Origin of the sequence: Faecalibacterium prausnitzii (genome assembly GCF_003287495.1) — a bacterium.
Classification (GTDB): Bacteria; Bacillota; Clostridia; order Oscillospirales; family Ruminococcaceae; genus Faecalibacterium; species Faecalibacterium prausnitzii_I.
The window spans coordinates 166082-188409 of sequence record NZ_PRLE01000002.1; the positions used below are offsets into that span (position 1 = coordinate 166082).

The following is a 22328-nucleotide window of genomic DNA, read 5'->3' on the forward strand; positions in this document are numbered from 1 at the left end:
TTATGGGAATGAAGAATCGCTTCCAGGAAGCCATTCAGAACGTCCAGCGGCAGCGTCATCTGGCCCGGCGTTCGGTGGCAATGGTTCTGGTGCTGGCGATGCTGACCGCCATGAGCGTCAGCTGGCGGCTGCATCAGGATGGCATCGCGCTTGCCGCCGATGACACGCGCTATTACTGCGGGAAAGAAGAACACAAGCATACCGACGATTGCTACATCGAGGGCACCGAGCCTATCTGCGGCTATGAAGAGGGCGAAATCGTCGAAGAAACGATGGATTTGGCTGATGACGCGGGGGACGGTGACTCCAGCGCTGCGGACTGGGACGAAACCGGGAGCGGGCCGGAAAGTGAGCCCGCCACGCAGGAAGAGCCGGAGCCGGAAGTGGTGCTGCACCACCACACCTCGGATTGCTACGAGGAAGAAGAGGTGCTGACCTGCGGCATCGAGAGCGACCACGTCCATCAGGATTATTGCTACGACCAGGAGACCGGCGAACTGCTCTGCACCGAGCATGAGCACACCGACGACTGCTATACCCTCGAAGAGGTTCTGGTCTGCGGCCAGGAAGAGGGCGAGCCGGAGAAAACGGATGACGGCGCCGCTCTGTATGACATGGACGAAAACAGCGCGGAGGAGAGCGATTCTGCCGAGGAACCGGAGGCAGTCGCCGACCCGGAACCCGAAAAAGAAGCCACCAAGCCCGAAACGGACGCCGAGATCGACACGGGCTATACCGTCCACCACCACACCGACGAGTGCTATGGCAAGGTGCTGATCTGCGGCAAGGAAGAGCACGAGCATACGGCCGACTGCCTCGTCAACCCCAACGCCAAGATCGACGCGGAGTACGACGCCAAGACCCCAGACCGCACCAGCGTGGATTGGGCCCAGGACATGGTGCTCGTGGCCCGGAGCCAGCTCGGCTATACCGAGAGCAAGGCCGACGTGGACGAGGACGGCAACGGCTACACCATGTATGCCGACCAGTATTATAAGGACAAGCCCATGGTGTATGCCGACTGGGACAGCACCTTTGTGGCCTACTGCCTGTACCACGCGGGCGTGCCGCAGGATATCATCCCCCAGTACGCCAGCATCAGCGCCCTGCGTGGCGAGCTTGCCCGCATGAACTCTGAATATTATACCGATGACCCGCAGGAGTTTGCCTCCATCCTGCCGGGTGATATCGTCATGTACAAAAATGCCGAGGGCCGCGAGACCATTGGCGTGGTGTCCGACGCGGCGGTGGACGAGGAGACCGATCTGACCACGGCCCTCACCGTCATTTCCGGCGATGTCGCCACCGGCTGCGAGTCCGACGGCGAGACCACCATCGACCAGGTGGCCGAGGTGAGTGTTGCCCTGAACGATGTCACCAGCTTTGTGTCCGTCAATGCCGCGGAGGGGTATGGTATCAGCGATTTGATGGAGGAGGACGATGCTGCGCTGGTAGCGGAGGCAAAAAATCTGACGAATTGCATTACAAACGTAACCGCAACGGAAACATCTTATAAATCAGACGGAAAAGAGGGCTATAAGAGCAACCTCAAAATGGATTTTAAAATCCCCAAAGAGGGACTTGTTGCAGATGAGTATCAATATCTGTTTGAGCTGCCGGATGGTGTGGCTCTTGACTCCAGTGTGGCGGATAAGCTTTTGGGACAAGAGCTTGAGATCGCGGGAGAGGGCAGTGTAAAAGAGGGATATTTTAAATTTGTTAAAAAGGAAGATGGAACTTATGCGATCCTCCTGAAATTTAACAAAGAATATCTCGATCATACGACGACTGTCAGCGGCTATATCAATTTCTGGAGCGAATTTGGCGTTGGATATGAAACCAAAACGGGTACGGTAGAAATTCCGTTTAATGAGGAAACGAAGCTCGAAATTCCATCAAAGGAAATTAAGCATCCGGATAATGAAACGAATATCTACGATATTGGTGTAACCAAAAAAGGCTCTTATACAGAAGATGGCAAGCTGACCTATACGGTGAATATCGTCTCGAAGAAAGGCACGCCGGGCAAAGTCAACTATGAGGATGCCATCACAAATCTGGACGGCTTGACCCTTGGAGAACCGACCATTGTAGTGAAAGAGCGTACGGTTACAGAGACCCGCGCCAGTAAAGAAGACGAGTGGGGCAATAGTGTTCCATCAGTCTGGGCGGCTACAACCGGCGATAAGCTGGATGGCACTGCAGACGGCAAGATCAGCGGTACACTCCCGAAGATGGAAACAGTGGTTTCAGACGATGGTTTGGTGCGTACCTATACAGAGTATCAAGTTACTTATACCTATGATGTAAAGAATCTGGGCGATAAGGATTATACTCTGAAAAATAAAGTATCGACGTCTTCTAGGAATGATAACGGCGTTGAAATCAAGAAAGATGCAGATAAAACTGTAGAAATCAACAATCAGTATACCCTCAAGAAGACGGCAAGCTACGAAGATGGTAAGATCAAGTGGACCATCACGTTCAATGAAAATAACCGTGACATCGCCGGTGCAGTCCTGAGCGACAGCATGACGGTAAACGGTACGAAGATTTCTGACGTGTTTGCTACGGCTGAGGACATTAAGATTGAGCCCAAAACAGGTTGGGAATATATCAAAGATGCAGGTGGCCAAATCACCGGTATCAAGTTTACTGCAGAAGACGGAAAAACAAACACCGAAAAATATAAGATCACCTATACCACGAAGCATGATCAGGCTGGTTCGGATTACAAAGTAAACAATACGGCTCATGCAGAGTTGCCCGATAAAGGAAGCGTTGATGCGAACAAGGACGTAACAGTCCCTAAGTACAACGTTGGAAAGTTTGCGGATGAGTCGAGTGTTACGGAAGAAAACAATAGCCTGACCATTCCGTGGAAAATGTCAATCGACTTTACCAATACGGCATCCATTGCCCGAGGAACTGCTTTCTGCGATAACGCTAAGATACGGAATACTCATTGGCTGACCAAAGCGCAGGCAGAGAAATTGGTAGAAAGCCTGCGATGGTCCGATACAGCATACACAAGTGGAAACCTGAGCGAGAGTGCCTCAGATACGAATGTGGATAAGGATGCTTTCCGGGTGGAGTTCTATACCAATGCCAGTTCGGTCAGTAGTGACTTAAGCGGTAAAAAGTCTGGTGAAAAACTATCTGAGCTTGCGGACGATGCCAAAATTTACGGATTCCGGATCATCGCGGCCAAGGATGTCACGCCGCCGGATGGCAAAAAGGTGCTGAAGATCAACTACAGTACAACGGCTGATATTTCGGATGTGAAAGATAAAGCTGATTACCGAAATATCTTTGAAAATATCCCGTACAGCTACAATTATAGCAAATCGACCATCACCAAAACGGACGGTGAGGGCAAAACGGGGACGACAACGGTTGTCAGCGAGGATAATTCGATCACCTGGAAGATCAAAGTCAAGACCAACTCGGTCGGCCTCCATGAAAAACTCACGGTCAAGGATGTGCTGCCCGTAGGTGTTAAGCTCAAATCCATCCAGGTCAGCTTGCCCTATAACGGAAGTATTGGCCCGCTGGAATTTAGTGCAGATAAAACGACGGTCACGAAAAATCATAATAGAGATAAACTAACAGGTACTTATGATCCGGAAACGAATGTCTTGACCATGGTGCTGGAAAACCCTGATGGAAAGCTGAAGCAAGGCTTTACCTATGAGTTTACCGTCCGGTGCGAAGTCGTCTCCGACAAAGAGGGCGGCACAATTGTTCCAGGCGAGGCGTACGAGTTTGAAAACAAAGCTTCCGGCTGGTTTGATGCCCAGAATGATGCCCCGATTGGGGAAGTTTCTCAGACGCAGAACTGGTCTCAAAAAGAAAACAAGACAGAAGTGGAGCCCCTGAGCAAGAGCGCACAATCGGCGGGTGACCAGTACGGCGGCCGAAAAATGAATTATACCGTGGCAATCAACCCGGATGGAGTGAACCTCCTGCAGGGAGAGAACAGCTCTACGCTTACCGTAACGGATATACTCTCCGTGCAAGTGCACCCGGATTATATCTGGTTGAGAGATGGAAAAACGACAACGGGTGAAAAAGTAACTGTAAATGCGTCACTGGATGAAAAGAACATCAAGCTGTGCTATGCGAGCAAAGATGCAAATGGAAATCTGGTAGCGGGAAGTGCTGTCCAGGGCTATGGGCTGGAGATCAAAACCTACACAGACCCGCAAAATAGCAGCAGAATGCTGTATAAGATCACGCTGAGTGATTTGCCAGACGGCTATGCCATGCTCCTCAGCTATACCTATGAGCTCGAAAGCAATATTGACACGGTATATCCAAACTGGTGGAGCTATGGATATTTGAACGGTGTTGTAACCAATACGGCAAGCTTGGAAGGTACTTCTTATAAGAGTGCGGAGTATCGAGACAAGCATGAGTATAGTAACGCCGGTGCCGGTGGTGGTGTGTACAGAGACCATGCCCTGACCATCAAAAAAGTGGAAAGCGGCAAATACTACAATGTATTGCCGGGTGCAGAGTTTAAGCTGCAACAATACGATGGTACGCAGTTCGTGGACGTAGAGGGTAAAACCTATACGACAAACGAGAAAGGCCAGTTTACTATAGAAAAGTCCGGAGCGGGTTACCTTACGAATACGCTATACCGTCTGGTAGAAATTACTCCGCCGAACGGTTATGCGTTGCCGGAAAATCCGGAAGAGGAAGCCGTTTACTTCTACTTTGAAGATGATTCGGATACAACGCATATTCTGCCAGAGAATATCCCGGCGTCTGCAGTGGATTTGAACAGCGAGTCCAAGCTGGTCTATGTGGAAAACGAGCCAAACCTGACCTCTGTAACCGTGGAAAAGAAGTGGAATAATTCCGATGGTACGCCGCTTGCTTCTCCGCCGGATTCAATTGATTTTCAGTTGGTAATGTATTCCAGTAAGGAGAAGCCTGTCAGCGGAAAGTCTGCTACTGTAATAGGCCAAATTGTCAACACGGCGAACAACAAGGTAAGGATGACTTTTGCGGGAGATACGCTGTATACAGAAGATACGGTCATGACGCTTAAGGTTACTTATCCACAGAGAGGTGAGATTCAGTATAATGGAGGTATCGTCCCGGTCATATACTGGAACAACCAGACGATCAGCCCTGTTAAAACAGAAGAACCTGAAAATGAATCGGGCATTACCTGGGTTTATGAATGTAAACTGAAAGCGGGCGAAAACCAGATTTATGGTAAGCTTGTGCATAATGGCGATAGCCACAACATTGAGGCAACTTATCAATCGCCGACGCAGCCAACTAATACAGAGGTAAAACGTATACCCTATACGCTCTCTTCCAGTGACAAGTGGCGTATGACGATTCCTAATCTGCCGCGTTCTGACAAAGATGAGGCAGGGAGTACGGTCTACTACAGCTACAAAGTGGAAGAAATCAACACCAGCGCGGATTATCAGGTCAGCTACAGCACCACCAACGGTGTGACCAGCGGCCTGATCACGATGGTCAACACCAAAACCCCGGAGCAGGAAGAGCCCGTCTACGAGCTCCCCTCCACCGGCTCCCCGGGCGGCACGGTTCCTTACACGGCAGGCGGCGCGGCCATTGCGCTGGCCGCGGTGCTGTGTGGATATAACTCCAGGCGCAAGCGGAAAAGGGGGGAAGAGTGACTCCTGCAGCTCTGACCCCGGCAACAAACCGAACGTAGGAAAATAAATCCCCTCTCTGGCGTCTCAGAGAGGGAACGTAAGAAAGGTAGTAAAGAAATATGAAAAGAGTAAAACGCGTGTTGGCGCTGCTTGCAGCGTTTGCGTTGGTGCTGGCCATGGCCGTCCCGGCGTTTGCGGATGGAGCAAATCAGTATACAATTTCTGTCCCGGCGGGAAGTAGTCATACATACAAGGTTTACCAGATTTTTACGGGTGATTATAGCAAGGAGGGTACAACCAACAAGCTGTCCAATGTGAAATGGGGCCAGAACAGTAAGAACCGTGACGAGGGTGTCGATGCCGGCGGTAAAGTTAGCGAGAACGTGTTAAATCGACTGGCTGCTGTTGTGAGTGGTTCGGATGCAGAAAAACTTGCGGTGATTGAAGAATACGCTGACCTAAACAGCAAGGAGGTTGCGACTGTCACTCACAGTAATTCTGCCAAGGTTGCTCCTGGTTATTATCTATTTAAAGATACAACTGCAACCGCAGAGAATGAAGTTTACATTACGGAAGTGGTTGGTGATGTTATAATCAAAGCCAAAAATTCCAATGTCCCGGGTTTTGAGAAAAAACTGAAAGATAAGAACGACACCACGGATAATGATTTCGGCGATTGGCAGGATGTTGCAGACCATGATATTGGCGATGCAATCCCGTTCAAGCTGGAGGGTACGGTTCCGGCTGACTATACAGAGTATACCAGTTACTACTTTGCATTCCACGATGAGGAAGAAGCTGGCCTGACATTCAACAGCAATTCTGTCAAGGTTTATGTTGATGATACGGAAATCAAGACTGGATTTGAGGTTAAAACTTCTAATTTTGCGCAGGGTGAAGATTGCACCTTTGAAGTCATTTTTAATGACCTGAAGCAGATTTCTGAGGTCCATGCAGGCAGTGTGATCCGTGTGGAGTATACTTCTACTCTGAATCCTAACGCTGTGATTGGTGGCAACGGCAACCTCAATAAGGCACAACTCGAGTATTCTAACAACCCCAGAGATACGAGTTCTAAAGATAAGACGGTTTGGGATAACGTTGTTGTCTTTACCTATCAGGTCGTTGTCAACAAGTATGCAAACTCTGTTGGAGAGAACAATAAGCTGAAAGGTGCAGAATTTACTCTGACCAAAAAGTTGAAAGATGGCACAACGAAGGACATTACTGTTGCGAAGTCTCAGGATGGCGTACGGTTTACTTTTAAAGGTCTGGATGACGGTGAATATACGCTGACTGAGATTGTGACCCCGGAGGGCTACAATACCATTGACCCGATTACCTTTACGGTTACCGCTACGCATGGAACTGAATGGGATGGTAAGGGCGTCCGCGGCGATCTTATCACTGCTTTCACTGGCAACGCTGCATCCGGAGAGATTACATTCACTCCGGATAAGGGTACTGGCGCACTGACGACGAATGTTATCAATAAGTCCGGCACCACCCTGCCCTCCACCGGCGGCATGGGCACCACGGTCTTCTACGTCGTTGGCGGCGGCCTGATGGCTGTGGCCGTGGTCCTGCTGGTGACCAAGAAGCGGATGGAGAACAAGCGCTAAACCAAACCCCAAAGCAAAAAATATCCTGATAACATTAGGGAGTAGCCCATGAAAAAGAACCGCAGTACCATAATTTTAATCCTGATCTTTCTCGTGGGTCTATCCGTGATGTTATATCCCACCGTCAGCGATTATGTCAACCAGCGCCACCAGTCCCGCGCGCTGGCCAGCTATGACGAGACGGTCAACGAGATGTCGGATGCGGACTATACCGCCTATTTTGAGGCGGCGGACGCCTACAACCAACGGCTGGCGGCCACGCCCAATTCGTTTTTCACGCCGGAGCAGGTCTCCGGCTATGACGAGACGCTGGACGTCTCCGGCACGGGCATTATGGGGTATATCACCATCCCCAGGATCGGCGTGGAGCTGCCCGTCTACCACGGCACCAGCGATGGTGTTTTGCAGGTGGCGGCAGGCCATCTGGAGGGCAGCAGCCTCCCCGTGGGCGGGGCGGGCACCCATGCGGTCATCTCGGCCCACCGCGGCCTGCCCAGCGCCAAGCTGTTCACCAATCTGGACGAGCTGGAAGCGGGCGACACGTTCACCATCACGGTGCTGGACCGGGTGCTGACCTATGAGGTGGACCGGATCTCCATTGTCCTCCCCACCGAGACGGATCTATTACAGCCCGTAGAGGGGCAGGACTACGTTACCCTGATGACCTGCACGCCCTACGGCATCAATACCCACCGCCTGCTGGTGCGCGGCCACCGTGTCAACACGCGGGAGGGCCAGAAACATGTCCGTGTCACGGCGGACGCGACACGGATCGACCCCATCATCACGGCGCCTGTCATTGCCCTGCCCATGCTGGCAGTGCTGCTGATCTGGCTGCTGGTGACCACACGGAAGCGTCCGAAAGCAGGCAAACATGAGAAAACGACGAGAGGTGACCCCCATGAAACAAATTCGTAAACAGCTGGCGGCGCTGTTGCTGGCTGTCGCACTGGTGGCAGCGTGCGCGGCCCCGGCTTTTGCCGCCGCCACGGCCGCCAGCATTGAGCTCACCCGGAAAGGCAGCATCACCGTGACCCTCCGGGATTCCGAGAGCGGGAGCGCTGTCTCGGGCGGCAGGCTGACTCTGTATCAGGTGGCCTCCATCAGCCGCAAAAATGGAAATTTAAGCTACGATTATACAAATGGTTTTGAAAATTGCGGCGTTTCCCTCGGCGATCTCTCGGAGAGCGACCTGGCCCGGACCCTGGACGACAAGCGCCCGGCCGACAGCAAAGGGGAGACGCTCACCGTGGACACCGATGGCAAGGCCGTCTTCTCACGGCTGCCGCTGGGCCTGTATCTCGTCGTCCAGAGCACCGCTTCCACCGGGTATGAGAAGATCAACCCGTTCCTGGTGTCGGTGCCGCTGGTGGAGGAGGACACGTACCTCTACGATGTGGACGCCCTGCCCAAGGTGGGCACGCTGACGCCCACCACCCCGCCGGACGTGCCGGAAGAACCCGACAAGCCGGAGGAACCGGACAAACCCACGGAACCCGAGAAGCCCACCGAGCCGGAAAAGCCGACCACGCCGGAAAACCCGGACAAACCGGAGACTCCGGATCTCCCCGAGGAACCGGGCAAGAACACCCCTCCGGGTGCCGACAACCCCGATGACTGGGTGCTGAACGGCCGCCCGGATAAGAACAAGGCTCCCAATCCGGGCAACCCGGACGATTGGGTGCTGAATGGCCGCCCGACCCTGCCCCAGACCGGCCAGCTGAACTGGCCCATCCCGGTGCTGACGGCGGCAGGCACCTGCCTCATTGCAGCGGGCATCCTGCTCCGCAAAAAACACTGAGCTATGCAGAAAAGACGACTTGGAACCATCCTCATCCTGCTGGGAGCGCTGCTGCTGGCCGGGGCGCTGGGCCTGCTGGGCTACAACCAGTGGGACAATGGCCGCGCCCAGAAAGCGGCGGCACAGGTGCTGGATCAGCTGGAAACGACGCTGGACGAGCAGGAGAACCATTTGCAGCTTCTGGTGCCCACCCAGGTGGACGACACCGCCCGGGAGATGACCGTTACCGCCATTGATGGTTGGGATTACATCGGGTATCTCTCCATCCCGTCCATCGGGCTGGCCCTGCCCGTGATGAGCGAGTGGAGCTATCCGGGCCTCAAAATTGCCCCGGGGCGGTACGCGGGCTCGGTCTTCACGGACGATCTGGTCATCTGCGGCCACAACTATGCCCGGCATTTCAGTCCTGTCAAGCGGCTGGCGATAGGCACCACGGTGCAGTTTGTGGATATGGACGGCCGGGAGTGGGACTACACCGTCTCCAAAGTGGAGACCCTGCAGCCCACCCAGATCGAAGAGATGGTGGGCAAGGCGGACGGCGATGACTGGGATCTGACCCTCTTCACCTGTACCACCGGCGGCAGTGCCCGCTGCGCGGTGCGCTGTACCCGGGTGGAGACGGCTTCCTGAAGATTCCAAATCGGAATAATTTATACAGATATTACAAAAAGGCACGCTCTCTTTGGGAGAACGTGCCTTTTCCGCATCTTATGTTAGGTTCCGGGGAGATCAGTAGTGCAGCTGGTCAGCGGTCAGAGCTTCCAACACGGGCAGCATGGCGGCTGCTTCCGCCTTGGCCTTGGGCAGGTCCATATCGCGGTAGTTGCCGCACTCCACCTCACTGGCACCGGGGACGGCACCCTCAAAAGCGGCCATGAAGCGGAACGAGTCCACGGTCAGGGCCAGCGCCTCGGCGGGGGTCAGGCCCCGGGTGAGCAGGTAAAAGCCGGTGCGGCAGCCCATGGGGCCGACGTAGATGACGCCGTCCTTGTAGGCGCTGTTCCGCGCGTAGGTGGCAAACAGGTGCTCCAGCGTGTGGGCCGCGCCGGTGGTCAGGTAATCGCCCTGATTGGGCTTTTTCATCCGGATGTCCCAGGTCAGCACATCGCCGTCCTGGCGGCTCAGGTACATGCCGCGGCCCAGTTTGGTGTGGTCCACGCAAAAGCTTGCGATCCGTTCCATTGCTACTTCCTCCCAATCTTTCGGGTAAAATCAGGCCTGCAGGCGCTGCACGCTGCCGTGCGCGCAGTCCACGGCCACCATCAGGCCATCACGGATGTGGCTGGTAGCACCGGCGGCACCCACGATGGTGGGCTTGAGCAGAGCCTTGCCGGCAATGGCAGCGTGGCTGTTCAGGCCCGGCTCCTCGACCACGAGGGCGGCGGCGTCACGGACGTAGCTCAGCATCTCGTTGGAGGTGGAGGGCACCACCAGGACCATGCCGGGCTTGAACTTGGCCCGCAGCTCGTCCAGGTTGTGGCAGACACAGGCCTTGCCGGTGGCGTTGGCCAGGGCAGAGCCCTCAGGGCCAATGCCCACGCCGGTAGCCAGGCAGTTGCCGATCATGTGGATCTTGATCATGTTGGTGGTGCCGGACACGCCCACGGGGACGCCGGCGGTGACAACAGCCAGCTCGCCGTCGTGCAGGTAGCCGTTCTCCTTGGCCAGGCTGGTGGACATCTCGATCAGCTCATCGGTGCTGTGGGCCAGAGCCATCATCAGCGGGGTGATGCCCCAGGAGATGGCCAGCTGACGCTGCACCTGCTCGTTCATGACGCAGGCAATGATGGGCTGTGCGGGGCGGTACTTGCTCAGCAGGCGGGCGGTGTTGCCGGACTCGGACACCGTGACGATGGCGGAAGCGTTGACGTCCTTGGCGGTCAGGCAGGCAGCGTGCGCGGTTGCATCGCTGACGCTGATCTGGCCGTTGCCGGCATCCACCAGACGGTTGTCGCGGTAGTGCACCTCGTTCTCGGTGCGCTCGGCAATGGCGGACATGGTCTTGAGGGCCTCCACGGGGTAAGCGCCTGCAGCGGTCTCACCGGAAAGCATGATGGCAGAGGTGCCGTCGTAGATGGCGTTTGCCACGTCAGAGATCTCGGCACGGGTGGGCCGGGGGTTGACCATCATGCTGTCCAGCATCTGGGTAGCCGTGACAATGGGCTTGCCAAAGGAGAACGAGCGGTCGATGACGCTCTTCTGGATGCCGGGCAGCTCGGTGAAGTCGATCTCAACGCCCAGGTCGCCACGGGCAACCATGACGGCGTCGGCGGCGGCCAGGATGCTGTCGATGTTGTTCACGCCCTCGCGGTTCTCGATCTTGGCGATGATGCGGATGTTGGAGTCGTACTCGTTCAGCAGGTTGCGGATGTCGTACACGTCCTGTGCGGTGCGCACAAAGGAAGCGGCGATGAAATCAAAGCCCTGCTGCACGCCGAAGATGATGTCGTCGCGGTCGCGCTGGCTCAGGTACGGCATGGAGAGGTGGACGCCGGGCACGTTGACGCCCTTTTTGTTTTTGATCTTGCCGCTGTTCAGCACCTCGCAGGTGATGTCGGTGTCGGTCACGTTGGTGATGCGCAGCTTGATGAGGCCGTCGTCCAGCATGATGGTGCCGCCCTCGTGCACATCCTGGGGCAGGTCCTTGTAGGTGATGGAGCAGATCTCCTTGGTGCCCTCCACCTCACGGGTGGTCAGGGTAAAGGTCTGGCCTGCTTCCAGCATCTCCACGCCGTTCTTGAACTCTTTCAGGCGGATCTCGGGGCCCTTGGTGTCCAGCAGAGCAGCCACGGGTTTGCCCAGCTCGGCACGGATGGCTTTCAGGTTGTCCAGGCGGCCCTTGTGCTCCTCATAGGAGCCGTGGGAAAAGTTGAAACGGGCCACGTTCATGCCGTTGGCGACCAGCTCGCGCAGCACGCCGTCCTTATCGGTGGACGGGCCCAGGGTGCAAATGATCTTTGTTTTTCTCATATAAAGTACCTCCAACTACGTCTCTTCAAATTTCACTCTATCACACAGCGGAAACTACATCCTCCCGCTGCTTCTGGCAGAGCCAAACTGCCAGGGAAAACGCTTGATGGTTTGTTTGTTCAAAACTCCACCGTCTTATATTATAAACACTTGGATACAATAGAGCAAGAAAAATATTTGCTAAGAAACCCTTAAGATTTTATACCAACCGCCAAAATTGGTTGAGCAGTCGGTTTTGGCCCCTTAAATTTGCTGAAACCATGTCCGAGGGCACGATACTGCAACAAAAGGCTTGCACAAACAGCCAACTGCGCCTATAATAGAGCTAAGAAAAAGTCTCACTTTTTGGGGTGCATGGTGCCCCGGGAGCAGGGACCCGAATTTTGAAAAAACGGAGGAACCACTGCAAATGGAAAAGCGTGTTTTTCTGATCGTTCTCGACAGCTTTGGCATTGGCGCGGAGCCGGACGCCCCCGCCTTTGGCGACGCGGGCACCAACACCCTGGGCGCGATTGCCAAGCACCCCAACTTCCACTGCCCCAACCTGCAAAAGCTGGGCCTGTTCAACATTGACGGCGTGACGGCAGGGGAGAAGAGCTCCGCCCCCGAGGGTGCCTTTGCCCGCCTGCAGGAGCAGAGCATGGGCAAGGACACCACCATCGGCCACTGGGAGATCGCCGGTGTGGTCAGCCCCAAGCCGCTGCCCACGTTCCCGGAGGGCTTCCCCGATGCCCTCATCCAGGAGTTTGAGGAGAAGACCGGCCACAAAGTGCTCTGCAACAAGCCCTATTCCGGCACCCAGGTGCTGAAAGATTACGGCGAACAGGCCATGAAAGAGAATGCCCTCATCGTGTACACCAGTGCCGACAGTGTGTTCCAGGTGGCCGCCAACGAGGAGCTGGTGCCGGTGCACGAGCTCTACCGTTACTGCGAGATCGCCCGTGAGATGCTGAAAGGGGAATACGGCGTGGGCCGTGTCATCGCCCGGCCGTTCCTGGGCCACACGGCCGATACGTTCTACCGCACCACCAACCGCCACGACCTGAGCCTCAAGCCGCCCCGCAAGACCATGCTCGACCTGCTGAAAGACGCCGGCAAGGACGTCATCGCGGTGGGCAAGATCTTTGATATCTTTGATGGCGAGGGCGTCACCGAGAAGATCAAGACCACGGGCAACACCAACGGCATTGCCTTTACCAAGGCCCTGCAGACCCGTGATTTCGAGGGCCTGGCGTTCGTCAACCTGGTGGACTTTGATATGCTCTACGGCCACCGCCGCGACGTGGCGGGTTACGCTGCCGCCGCCACCGAGTTTGACCACTTCCTGGCCGACTTCATCCCCGGGATGCGGGAGGGCGACCTCCTGATGGTCACCGCCGACCACGGCTGCGACCCCTCTTACACCAAGACCACCGACCACACCCGCGAGTATGTGCCCTACCTCATCTGCGGCAAGGGCGTCAAGCCCGGCGTGGATCTGGGCACCAAGCTCTGCTTTGGCACCATCGCCCACACCATCTGCGATTACCTCGGTGTGGACGCTTCCAGCCTGGACGGCCAGAGCGTGCTGCCGGAGATTTTGAAGTAAGCGGATTCGAGAAAAGCAAGACCCCCGTTCCGATGGAACGGGGGTCTTGTGATATCCGGGTTTATGCAGCGTCGCTGGCAGCGTTGGGATCCGTGGCCTCCGAAGAGCTGGAGGAGCCAAACAGAGCATCCAGCACCGTGGAAGCGGCCTGATGCAGGGAGGAGGCCGCCTGCTCCAGCTGTTCCTGACTGGGCATGGAGATGGCGGGGCTTTCGCCGCCCGTCTCGCCGCCCTGCGCAGGCTGGGCCTCGGATTCTGCCGGTGCTTCCGTGGAAGCGCTCTGCTCCCCATCGGCGGGGGTCTCCGGGGTGGTTTCCCCATCGGCGGGGGTCTCTTCCGGGACACTCTCGGCGGGTTCTTCGACGATCACGCTGTCCGGGGCCTCCTCCGGCACGGAGACCGCCGCGTTGGGGTCTGCCGTCGGGGTGTGGACGTCGGTCTTCTCCGGGGTCTGGCTGGTGCTGGTCAGCTTGTCTTCCCCGCCCAGCACAGCTGCGACAAGGGCTTTTGCCTCGTTGACGGAGTTTTCATCCGGTTTCATGACATAGAGGCTCTGGCCCTTGGCGGAGTAGCACTTGGTGCTCTTGGCACCGGTACCGGTCACGCTGTAGCTCTGGATATCCCAGCTGGACAGGTCGCTCAGCTGCATCCGGACCAGGGCCGAGATCTGCTCCTGGGACAGGCTGGTCACAAAGCAGTCCGCCATTGCATCCATCAGCTTGGAAAAGCTCATGAGCAGGGCCGGGGACTTGAGTTTTTCCACCATGGCGTCAATGACTTTCATCTGGTTGATGCCGCGCTGGATATCGCCGGTCTTAAAGGCGTGGCGCTCCCGGGCAAAGGCCAGGGCGGATTTGCCGTCCAGATGGTTCCAGCCCTCGGCAAAGGTGGTGGGGTCGTAGTAGCCGGGGCTGCCCACCGAGGTGAACGCCTGGTCGGAGTAGACATCCACGCCGCCGATCGCGTCGATGATGCTGATGAAGCCTGCAAAGTTGATGCGGATGTAGTGTTCCACATTTACACCGTAGAGGTTGCCCAGCGTCGCCATGCTGGTCTCCACGCCGTACAGGCCGGCATGGGTCAGCTTATCCTTGCTGTCGGTGCCCGCCAGGTCTACATAGTAGTCACGCGGGGTGTTGATGAGGGCCACCTGCTTGGTCTCCGGGTTGACCACCGCCAGAATGTTCACGTCGCTGCGGGCCTTTTCGGTCAGCTCACCGCGGTTGTCCACGCCGCTGAGGTAGACCACGAACGGCTCTTTGGTGATCTTATTGGCTTCCGCGCCGGTGATGAGGCCGGAGGTGACGTTATCCAGTGCGGCAAGGCCCTGCTGTGCCCAGACACAGCCCACGGCCAGCCCGGCGCAGAGGAAGAGGGAGAACACCCGGGACACAGCGCCCGGGGTCTTGTACTCCTGGCAGCGCTTGACCAGCAGCCAGAGCAGCACCAGCAGTGCCGTGATGAGGATGAGATACAGCGCGGGCAGCATCTGGGTGCGCCACAGCTGCACCAGAGCGCCGACACTTAAAATTGCCTGTAATACCAGCAAAATAACGCCTCGTTTCGGGGTCGATTCGCCCGGAATGGTCATCTTGTGCTCCCGGGGAGGCTCCGGTGCCTTGTGGGAGGGGGGATTGTTCCGGGGCGGTTTGGGCGGCGGAGACTGGGGCTGGGGCACCTCCGGCGCAAAGAACGCCGAGCTGTCCACCTCAATGGTCTTGTCGTCCTCGTGCCGCGCGCCCCGGCGGATGTGCCGGGAAGTATCGTCCGGGTGGGAGGAACGGTCATTTTCATCGAACATGAGAATACTCTCCTTTGACAGTGTGCCTGGCCATGGGTCAGGACACGGGAACAATGGTCAGCACGGCGCGGGCCGGCAGACAGGTCGCGGTCTGGTCTTCTTCCCGCAGCCAGCCGTAATGCTCACAGATGTGGTCCGGGCAGGGGGAGTCCACAAAGCGGGCGGCTCCGTCCTGCACCTGAATGTGCACGGTCAGGTAGCCGGTGTCCACATCGTAGGTGGCATCCTTGGTCAGCGGGAGATCCAGCACCGTGTTGGCGTCGCCGTAGGTCAGGGCAGCGGCTAAGGCCGCTGCACCCGTGCGGTGGGCGGCCCGCCAGGCAAACCACCCGCCTGCGATTCCAAGAACCACGACGGCAAAGATCAGATTGATGAGAAGCTGTTTGTGTTTCATGAACTGTTATCCAATGTTGTCGTTGAGCGGGATCTGCTCCAGTTCGGCCAGCCAGAGGGCAGCTGCCGCGTCGCTGGGCATCCGCCAGTCGCCGCGAGGCGAGAGGGTCACGCTGCCCACCTTGGGGCCGTCCGGCAGGCAGCTGCGCTTGAACTGCTGGACAAAGAACCGCCAGTAGAAGTTGCGCAGCCACTTGTACAGCACGCTGTCCGGGTACTCGGCACGGCCTGCAAAGGCGGCCTTTGCCAGCCGGAAAATCTTGGCCGGGCCAAAGCCGAAGCGGAGCACATGGTAGAGGTAGAAATCATGGAGCTCATAGGGGCCAACCAGATCTTCCGTCTTCTGCGCGATCTCGCCGTTGTCCTTGGCGGGGAGCAGCTCCGGGGAGACCGGCGTGTCCAGAATGTCCAGCAGCACGGTCTTGAGCGCTTCGGAGGCGGCAATGTCAGCCTCGTACTGCACCAGATGGCGCACCAGCGTTTTGGGCACGCCCGCGTTGACGCCGTACATGCTCATGTGGTCGCCGTTGTAGGTGGCCCAGCCCAGGGCCAGCTCTGAGAGGTCGCCGGTGCCCACCACGAGGCCGCCGGTACGGTTGGCAAGGTCCATCAGCTCCAGAGTGCGAACGCGGGCCTGACCGTTTTCAAAGGTCACGTCCAGCACGCTCTCATCCTGCCCGATGTCGGCAAAATGGCTGTGGACGGTATTGGCAATGTCGATCTCCTGGAACGAGACGTTCAGCTCGTCGCACAGAATCTCGGCATTGCTGCGGGTGCGGTGAGTGGTGCCGAAGCAGGGCATGGTTACGGCCCGCACGTCGGTGGTGGGGCGGCCCAGCTGCTTCATGGCACGCACGGCCACCAGCAGGGCCAGGCAGCTGTCCAACCCGCCCGAAATGCCGATGACGGCGGTCTTGGCGTGGGCATGATCCAGCCGCTTGGCAAGGCCGTCAGCCTGCATTTTCAAAATCAGCTCACAGCGCTCGGCCCGCAGCTGCTGGTTGTGGGGCACGAACGGGGTGGGGTCCACCCAGCGGGTCAGCACCGTCTCAGTGAGGGGCAGGCTGAACTCCACCGTGGTGTAGCCGTCTGCAGCGGGCTCAAAGCTGGTGTTGCGGGCCCGCTCACTCTCCATCCGCTGGCAGTCCAGCTCGGTCTCGGCGTAACCGCCCGCAAAAGGCTTCGTTTCAGAGAGGAGAGTGCCGTTCTCGGCAATGAGGTCATGGCCGGCAAACACCATGTCCTGGGTGCTCTCACCGTGGCCGGCAGAGGCGTAGAGGTAGCCGCAGAGCAGGCGGGCGGACTGGTTGGACACCAGTGCCCGGCGGTACTCGGCTTTGCCCACCGTCTCATCGCTGGCCGAAAGGTTGGCGATGACGGTGGCCCCGGCCAGCGCGTGGAACGTGGAGGGCGGCAGAGCGCTCCACAGATCCTCACAGATCTCCACGCCCAGCACAAAGCTGGGCATCTCGCGGCAGCGGAAGAGCAGGGAGGTGCCAAAGGGCACCTGCTGGCCGCAGACGGCAATCATTTCCACCTCGGTGCTGCCCGGGGTGAACTGGCGCTTTTCGTAAAATTCGCCGTAGTTGGGCAGGTAGGTCTTGGGCACCAGGCCCAGCAGCTGGCCCTTGCAGAGGACAGCGGCGCAGTTGTACAGTTTGCCCCGTACCAGCAGCGGCAGGCCCACCAGAGCCACCATGTCCAGCTCTTTGCTGGCGTCCAGAACGCTCTGCAGTCCGGTCAGCGCTCCCTGCTGGAGGGTGCGCTGCAAAAACAGGTCGCCGCAGGTGTAGCCCGTGAGGCAGAACTCAGGGAAGACCGCCAGCTTGACGCCCCGGCCCGCGGCCTCGCGCAGCTGGGCGATGATCTGCTGGGTGTTATACACGCAGTCCGCCACCCGCAGGGCGGGGGAAAGGGCTGCGGCTTTCAAAAAACCATCTTTCATCGGAGGATTTCACATCCTGTCTGTTTTGATCAAAAAACCAGGAGCAGGGCCCCGGGTTCGTGCTCATAGTATACCACAATCTGCCCCAAACGAAAAGTGACAGTTGGGAAACAGGCGGAAAAACTTGCAAAAACAAAAAGAGCCGCCGCGTTGCCGCGGCAGCCCCCAAAGCCATAAAAGTGGAAAACGAGATAGACCGTAAGCCGGGTTCTGTATTAAACGACGATCTGTCTAGACCTGCCATTGCTGACAGGTTCGTGCCGCCTTCGGGACACGCGAGCAGCGCTATCCGTCCCATATAGGCGTTGCTTCCGGTAGGGTTTACAAAGCCGCATGGTCACCCATGCGCTGGTGAGCTCTTACCTCGCCGTTTCATCCTTACCGCATTGCTGCGGCGGTTTGTTTTCTGTTGCACTTTCCCTAAGGTCACCCTCGGCTGCCGTTAGCAGTTACCGTGCTCTGTGAGGCCCGGACTTTCCTCAGAGCGGTCAAAGCCGCCCCGCCGCCGTATGTTCCACTCGTTTTCCGCTCCCTATAGTACCATAAAAAAACAAGATTTGCAAGCGATGCGGAATTTTGGTATACTATCTTTATCTTTGAGCTTGGAAAGGGGCGGGCAGGATGAAACTGTATTTCCCGGTGCCGCCGCAGGCGGATGGCGTGCTGCTGCGCAATTTTCTGCGCCGCTGTGCCGTTTCCACCGAGCTGGCCCGGGCCGTGAAATTCCACGGCAGCGGCTTTTTTGCCGATGGCCAGCCCATCCTGGCAAACCGCCGCCTCGCCGCCGGGCAGATGCTCTCGTTTGAACTGCCTGCCGACGGTGAGGGTGTGGCCCCGCAGCCGGAGATCCCGGTACAGGTCGTCCACGAGGACGCTTTTGCCCTCCTGCTGGAAAAGCCGCCCCGCCTGGCCGTGCATCCCACCCTGAACTACCCGCTGGACACGCTGGCCAACGGCTATGCGGCCTGGGCGGCGGCACAGGGGAGGAGCACGGTCTTCCGGCCCGTCAACCGCATTGATAAGGACACCAGCGGCCTGGTGCTGGCGGCGCGGAACAGCTACGCCGCCCCGCTGCTGGCCCAGGGCGTGGAAAAGCTCTACTATGCCATTGTGGAGGGGGAACTGCCTCTCGGCCCCGGCGTTATCGACGCCCCCATCGGGCGGCAGGGCGACAGCATCATCGGGCGGTGCGTGACCCCCGAGGGCAAGCCCAGCCGCACGGAGTATACCATATTAAAAGCAAAGAATGGCCTCAGCCTGGCGGCCTGTGTCCCGGTAACGGGGCGGACCCATCAGATCCGGGTCCACTTTGCCTCTCTTGGCCACCCGCTGGCCGGGGATGACCTCTACGGCGGCCACCGAGAGCGCGTCGGGCGGCAGGCGCTCCACTGTGCAAAACAGACATACACGATCCCGGCCTATACACCGATGCCGGACGGGATCGTGATCGACTGGGAAGCACCCCGACAGCGGATCACGGTGGAAAGCCCGCTCCCGGCGGATCTACAGGCCCTTTTGACGGATTGAGACGCGAGAATTTGTATATTTCGTGAAAAGTCCGTGAAAGCTCCCGCCAAATTCTGTGATAATGCTTGTTTCGGTGCGGGCGGAGTGTATAATAAAAGAAAGATAAACTGATGTACTGTGCCGTTTTGAAACTTTGCGGCGCGGTTTTACTGACTGGAAAGAAACTGGAATCCGGAAGGAGCATCCTTTTTTGCTGGACGAAAAAACAACAGAACCGCAGCAGGAGATGCCGTCGGCCCCCAAACCGACGGCCCCGCGCGGGGAGAAGCTGCGCTCGCTCTGGGCGCGGCTGCAGTGTGTGCATCTGCTGCGGAGACATCGGTTCCGCCGAAAAACGCAGCACCATATGAACAATGTTTCCCAGAAAATGCGGGCCACCCCCATGGTGCAGACCGTGGGCGAGGGCCTGTACGCTCTGGGCTTTTCGACGGAATATGCCGTCGTCCGCGCCGGGCGGCGGGTCCGCGCGGCAGCCCTGTGGGTGGCGGCCTGGTTTGCAGCGCTGGCCCATGACCTGATGGTCACGGCGTTCCCCGGTGCAGCACAGGTGCTCAAGGACCTGTTTGGCCCCATCGTCCTCTTTGTGCGGGGCTGCGGGGCGCTGCTGGTTCATGCCCACCGGATTCATCAGGAAAAAGGCCTTGGCGCGGCCCTGCAGGCCAGTGTACATTTCTTCACAAACGGCATCCGGCGCAATGTGAAGCTGCTGCCCCGCATGGCCATGTACATCCTGCCGCTCTGCGCGCTGGCTGTCTGGGTGGCCGTGTTCAACCACATGGTGTATCAGCCTTATGCGCTGGCGGTGCAGGTCAACGGCCAGACCGTGGGCTATGTGGCCAACGAGACGGTCTTTAACCTGGCCCGCGAGGACGTGCAGCAGCGGATCAATTACTCCGGTACGGAGAAAAAAGAGTGGACCATTGAGCCGACCTACACCATCTCGGTGGGACACACGGTGATGGATGAAAACGAGATGGCCAACGCCATCCTCAGCAGCGCCAGCGATGAGATCAGCACAGGCACGGCCCTGTATCTGGACGGCGAGCTGACCGCCGTCTGCGCCGACGGCAGCAGCCTGCGCGGCTACATCAGCAGCCTGCTGGAGCCCTACGAGGATCAGGAAAACTCCAACGTGACCGTCGGGTTCAACAAGTCCGTCGATCTGGAAGAGGGCATCTACTTCAACGAGAGCTTCATGGATTTTCAGGACGTCGTGAACAAGCTGTCCGGTGTCCAGCAGGCGGAGAAAATCTACAAAGTCCAGGCAGGCGATACTCTGTGGGCCATTGCCCAGAAGAACGACCTGACCTTTAAAGAGCTCTGCGCCCTGAACACGAATTTCAAGGGCGCGCCCCTGACGGAGACCTCCAATATCCAAGAGGGAGACGAGCTCATCGTCACCAAAGAGGAGGCGACTCTCGAAGTCCGGATCACCAAGGTCGAGACCCGGCAGGAGGAGATCCCCTACAGCACCGAGACCACCGAGTCCAAAGACCTGAACAAGGGCGTGACCCGGACGACCCAGGAGGGTGAGAACGGCCTGCGGAACGTGACGATGCGGAATGTCTACGACACCAACGGCGCCCTGCTGGAACAGACGATCCTTTCCACCGAGACCATCAAGGAGCCGGTGAACAAGAAAGTGGTGGTGGGCACCAAGAAAGCTTCCACCGGCGGTGCCAAGTACATTACGGGCAGCGGCAGGTTCCTCTGGCCTGTCCCCAACTATAAATACTGTTCCCGCTGGTACAGCAGCGGCCACAAGGGCGTGGATATCTGCGCGGCAGCAGGCACGCCCATCTATGCCACGGCTTCCGGCACGGTCACCAAGGCGGGTTATGAGCGCGCCGGCGCGGGCAGGGGCTACGGCTACTCGGTCATCATTAGCCACGGCAGCGGGTACACCTCGGTGTATGCACACTGCCTGTCCCTGACCGTCCACGCGGGCCAGAGCGTCAAGCAGGGCCAGCTCATCGGCTATGTGGGCAGCACGGGCCGCTCCAGCGGCAACCACTGCCACTTTGAGATCCGGCTCAATGGTTCGTATATTCCTCCCCAGAGTATCTTCCCGGGGAAAAAATAACCTCTCAGTCAATGCTTCGCATTGCCAGCCACTCCCCTTTCGGCACTTTCGTGCCACCTCCCCCGGCCGGGGGAGTCTTTCCTAATAGGGGAGCCCTTGGCATATCGGTCAATTTACAGCTGGTCGCCTGCGGCTCCAAAGCGGCCGGGCCCTGCTGCGAAACGATAACATTATAAAAAGGAGAATGCACTATGTCTACCCCGCACATCAATGCCGAGAAAGGCGATTTTGCAAAAACCGTCCTGATGCCCGGCGATCCCCTGCGCGCCAAGTTCATTGCCGACACGTTCCTGAAAGATGTCCGGCAGGTGACCGGGGTCCGTGGGATGCTGGGCTTTACGGGCACCTATGAGGGCCGCCCCATCAGCGTGATGGGCAGCGGCATGGGAATGCCCTCCATCGGCATCTATTCCTATGAGCTGTTCAAGTTCTACGATGTGGAAAACATCATCCGCATCGGCTCCGCAGGCAGCTATACCGAGAAAGCCAAGCTGTTTGATACCGTGCTGGCCACCGGTGCCGTGAGCGAGTCCAACTACGCCCGGGTCCAGAGCGGCTTTGAGGGCGACATCACCCAGCCCAGCCAGAGCCTGAACGACAAGCTCCGCGCTTCGGCTGCCAAGCAGGGCATCCCCCTCATCGAGGGCAACATCCACTCCTCGGATGTGTTCTACCGCCAGCCCTCCGACGCAAAGCCCACCTACTGGGAAAAGCTGCGGGATGAGCGCGGCTGCCTCTGCGTGGAGATGGAAAGCTTTGCCCTGTTTGCCAACGCGCAGGTGTTGGGCAAAAACGCCGCCTGCCTGCTGACCATCTCGGACAGCTTCGTCTCGCCGGAGATCACCACCGCCGAGCAGCGCCAGAAGAGTTTTACCGATATGATGAAAGTGGCTCTGGGCGCGGAGTATTGATTTCACCATAATGCATAATACAAAAAGACTGCTGTCGGCCGA

At 57.7% G+C, this 22328-nt stretch carries 14 protein-coding genes and 1 other RNA gene; 9 read left to right on the top strand and 6 right to left on the bottom strand.

Going from position 1 to position 22328, the window contains the following annotated elements:
- Positions 1 to 2 precede the first annotated feature (2 nt).
- The 5 genes from C4N22_RS04320 to C4N22_RS04340 all read left to right on the top strand — a co-directional run bounded on the left by C4N22_RS04320 (position 3) and on the right by C4N22_RS04340 (position 9698).
- Complete coding sequence (locus C4N22_RS04320; protein WP_112148115.1) at positions 3 to 5666, top strand: SpaA isopeptide-forming pilin-related protein; 5664 nt, start codon at positions 3 to 5, stop codon at positions 5664 to 5666.
- Between the two features lie 98 nt (positions 5667 to 5764).
- A complete protein-coding gene (locus tag C4N22_RS04325) occupies positions 5765 to 7267 on the top strand; it encodes an isopeptide-forming domain-containing fimbrial protein (RefSeq protein ID WP_112148116.1) in 1503 nt (500 codons plus the stop codon).
- A 48-nt stretch (positions 7268 to 7315) separates the two neighbouring features.
- Entirely contained in the window at positions 7316 to 8185 is an 870-nt protein-coding gene (locus tag C4N22_RS04330; protein ID WP_112148117.1) for a class C sortase, read from the top strand.
- Entirely contained in the window at positions 8169 to 9068 is a 900-nt protein-coding gene (locus tag C4N22_RS13135; RefSeq protein WP_112148118.1) for an LPXTG cell wall anchor domain-containing protein, read from the top strand. Before C4N22_RS04330 ends, C4N22_RS13135 begins: the two co-directional genes overlap by 17 nt.
- A gap of 3 nt (positions 9069 to 9071) precedes the next feature.
- Positions 9072 to 9698, top strand: coding sequence for a sortase (locus tag C4N22_RS04340; protein WP_112115179.1), 627 nt, complete (start codon positions 9072 to 9074; stop codon positions 9696 to 9698).
- Between the two features lie 99 nt (positions 9699 to 9797).
- On the opposite strand, the gene C4N22_RS04345 is transcribed toward C4N22_RS04340, so the two are convergent.
- Both C4N22_RS04345 and pyk read right to left on the bottom strand, forming a co-directional pair.
- Complete coding sequence (locus C4N22_RS04345; RefSeq protein ID WP_112148119.1) at positions 9798 to 10250, bottom strand: S-ribosylhomocysteine lyase; 453 nt, start codon at positions 10248 to 10250, stop codon at positions 9798 to 9800.
- A 30-nt stretch (positions 10251 to 10280) separates the two neighbouring features.
- On the bottom strand, positions 10281 to 12038 hold the full coding sequence (pyk, locus tag C4N22_RS04350; protein ID WP_112148120.1) for a pyruvate kinase: 1758 nt from the start codon (positions 12036 to 12038) through the stop codon (positions 10281 to 10283).
- Positions 12039 to 12447: 409 nt separating this feature from the next.
- Here pyk and C4N22_RS04355 point away from each other — a divergent pair, with 409 nt between their 5' ends.
- The gene (locus tag C4N22_RS04355; protein ID WP_112148121.1) at positions 12448 to 13626 is read left to right on the top strand and encodes a phosphopentomutase; all 1179 of its coding nucleotides are present in this window, start codon (positions 12448 to 12450) and stop codon (positions 13624 to 13626) included.
- A 61-nt stretch (positions 13627 to 13687) separates the two neighbouring features.
- Here C4N22_RS04355 and C4N22_RS04360 read toward each other — a convergent pair whose 3' ends face one another.
- The 4 genes from C4N22_RS04360 to rnpB all read right to left on the bottom strand — a co-directional run bounded on the left by C4N22_RS04360 (position 13688) and on the right by rnpB (position 18286).
- Entirely contained in the window at positions 13688 to 15427 is a 1740-nt protein-coding gene (locus C4N22_RS04360; protein ID WP_112148122.1) for an LCP family protein, read from the bottom strand.
- Between the two features lie 37 nt (positions 15428 to 15464).
- Complete coding sequence (locus C4N22_RS04365; protein WP_112115183.1) at positions 15465 to 15821, bottom strand: NusG domain II-containing protein; 357 nt, start codon at positions 15819 to 15821, stop codon at positions 15465 to 15467.
- 6 nt (positions 15822 to 15827) lie between these two features.
- Positions 15828 to 17765: an NAD(+) synthase gene (locus tag C4N22_RS04370; protein WP_112148123.1), complete on the bottom strand. Its 1938-nt coding sequence runs from the start codon at positions 17763 to 17765 to the stop codon at positions 15828 to 15830.
- Positions 17766 to 17948: 183 nt separating this feature from the next.
- Positions 17949 to 18286: RNase P RNA component class A (gene rnpB, locus C4N22_RS04375), an RNA gene on the bottom strand.
- Positions 18287 to 18386: 100 nt separating this feature from the next.
- Between rnpB and C4N22_RS04380 the strand changes: the two genes are divergently transcribed.
- The 3 genes from C4N22_RS04380 to deoD all read left to right on the top strand — a co-directional run bounded on the left by C4N22_RS04380 (position 18387) and on the right by deoD (position 22286).
- On the top strand, positions 18387 to 19292 hold the full coding sequence (locus C4N22_RS04380) for an RluA family pseudouridine synthase (RefSeq protein ID WP_022256496.1): 906 nt from the start codon (positions 18387 to 18389) through the stop codon (positions 19290 to 19292).
- Positions 19293 to 19482: 190 nt separating this feature from the next.
- Positions 19483 to 21375, top strand: a complete 1893-nt coding sequence (locus tag C4N22_RS04385) for a M23 family metallopeptidase (protein WP_242980943.1) — start codon at positions 19483 to 19485, stop codon at positions 21373 to 21375.
- Positions 21376 to 21566: 191 nt separating this feature from the next.
- The gene (deoD, locus tag C4N22_RS04390) at positions 21567 to 22286 is read left to right on the top strand and encodes a purine-nucleoside phosphorylase (RefSeq protein WP_112148124.1); all 720 of its coding nucleotides are present in this window, start codon (positions 21567 to 21569) and stop codon (positions 22284 to 22286) included.
- Positions 22287 to 22328 lie beyond the last annotated feature (42 nt).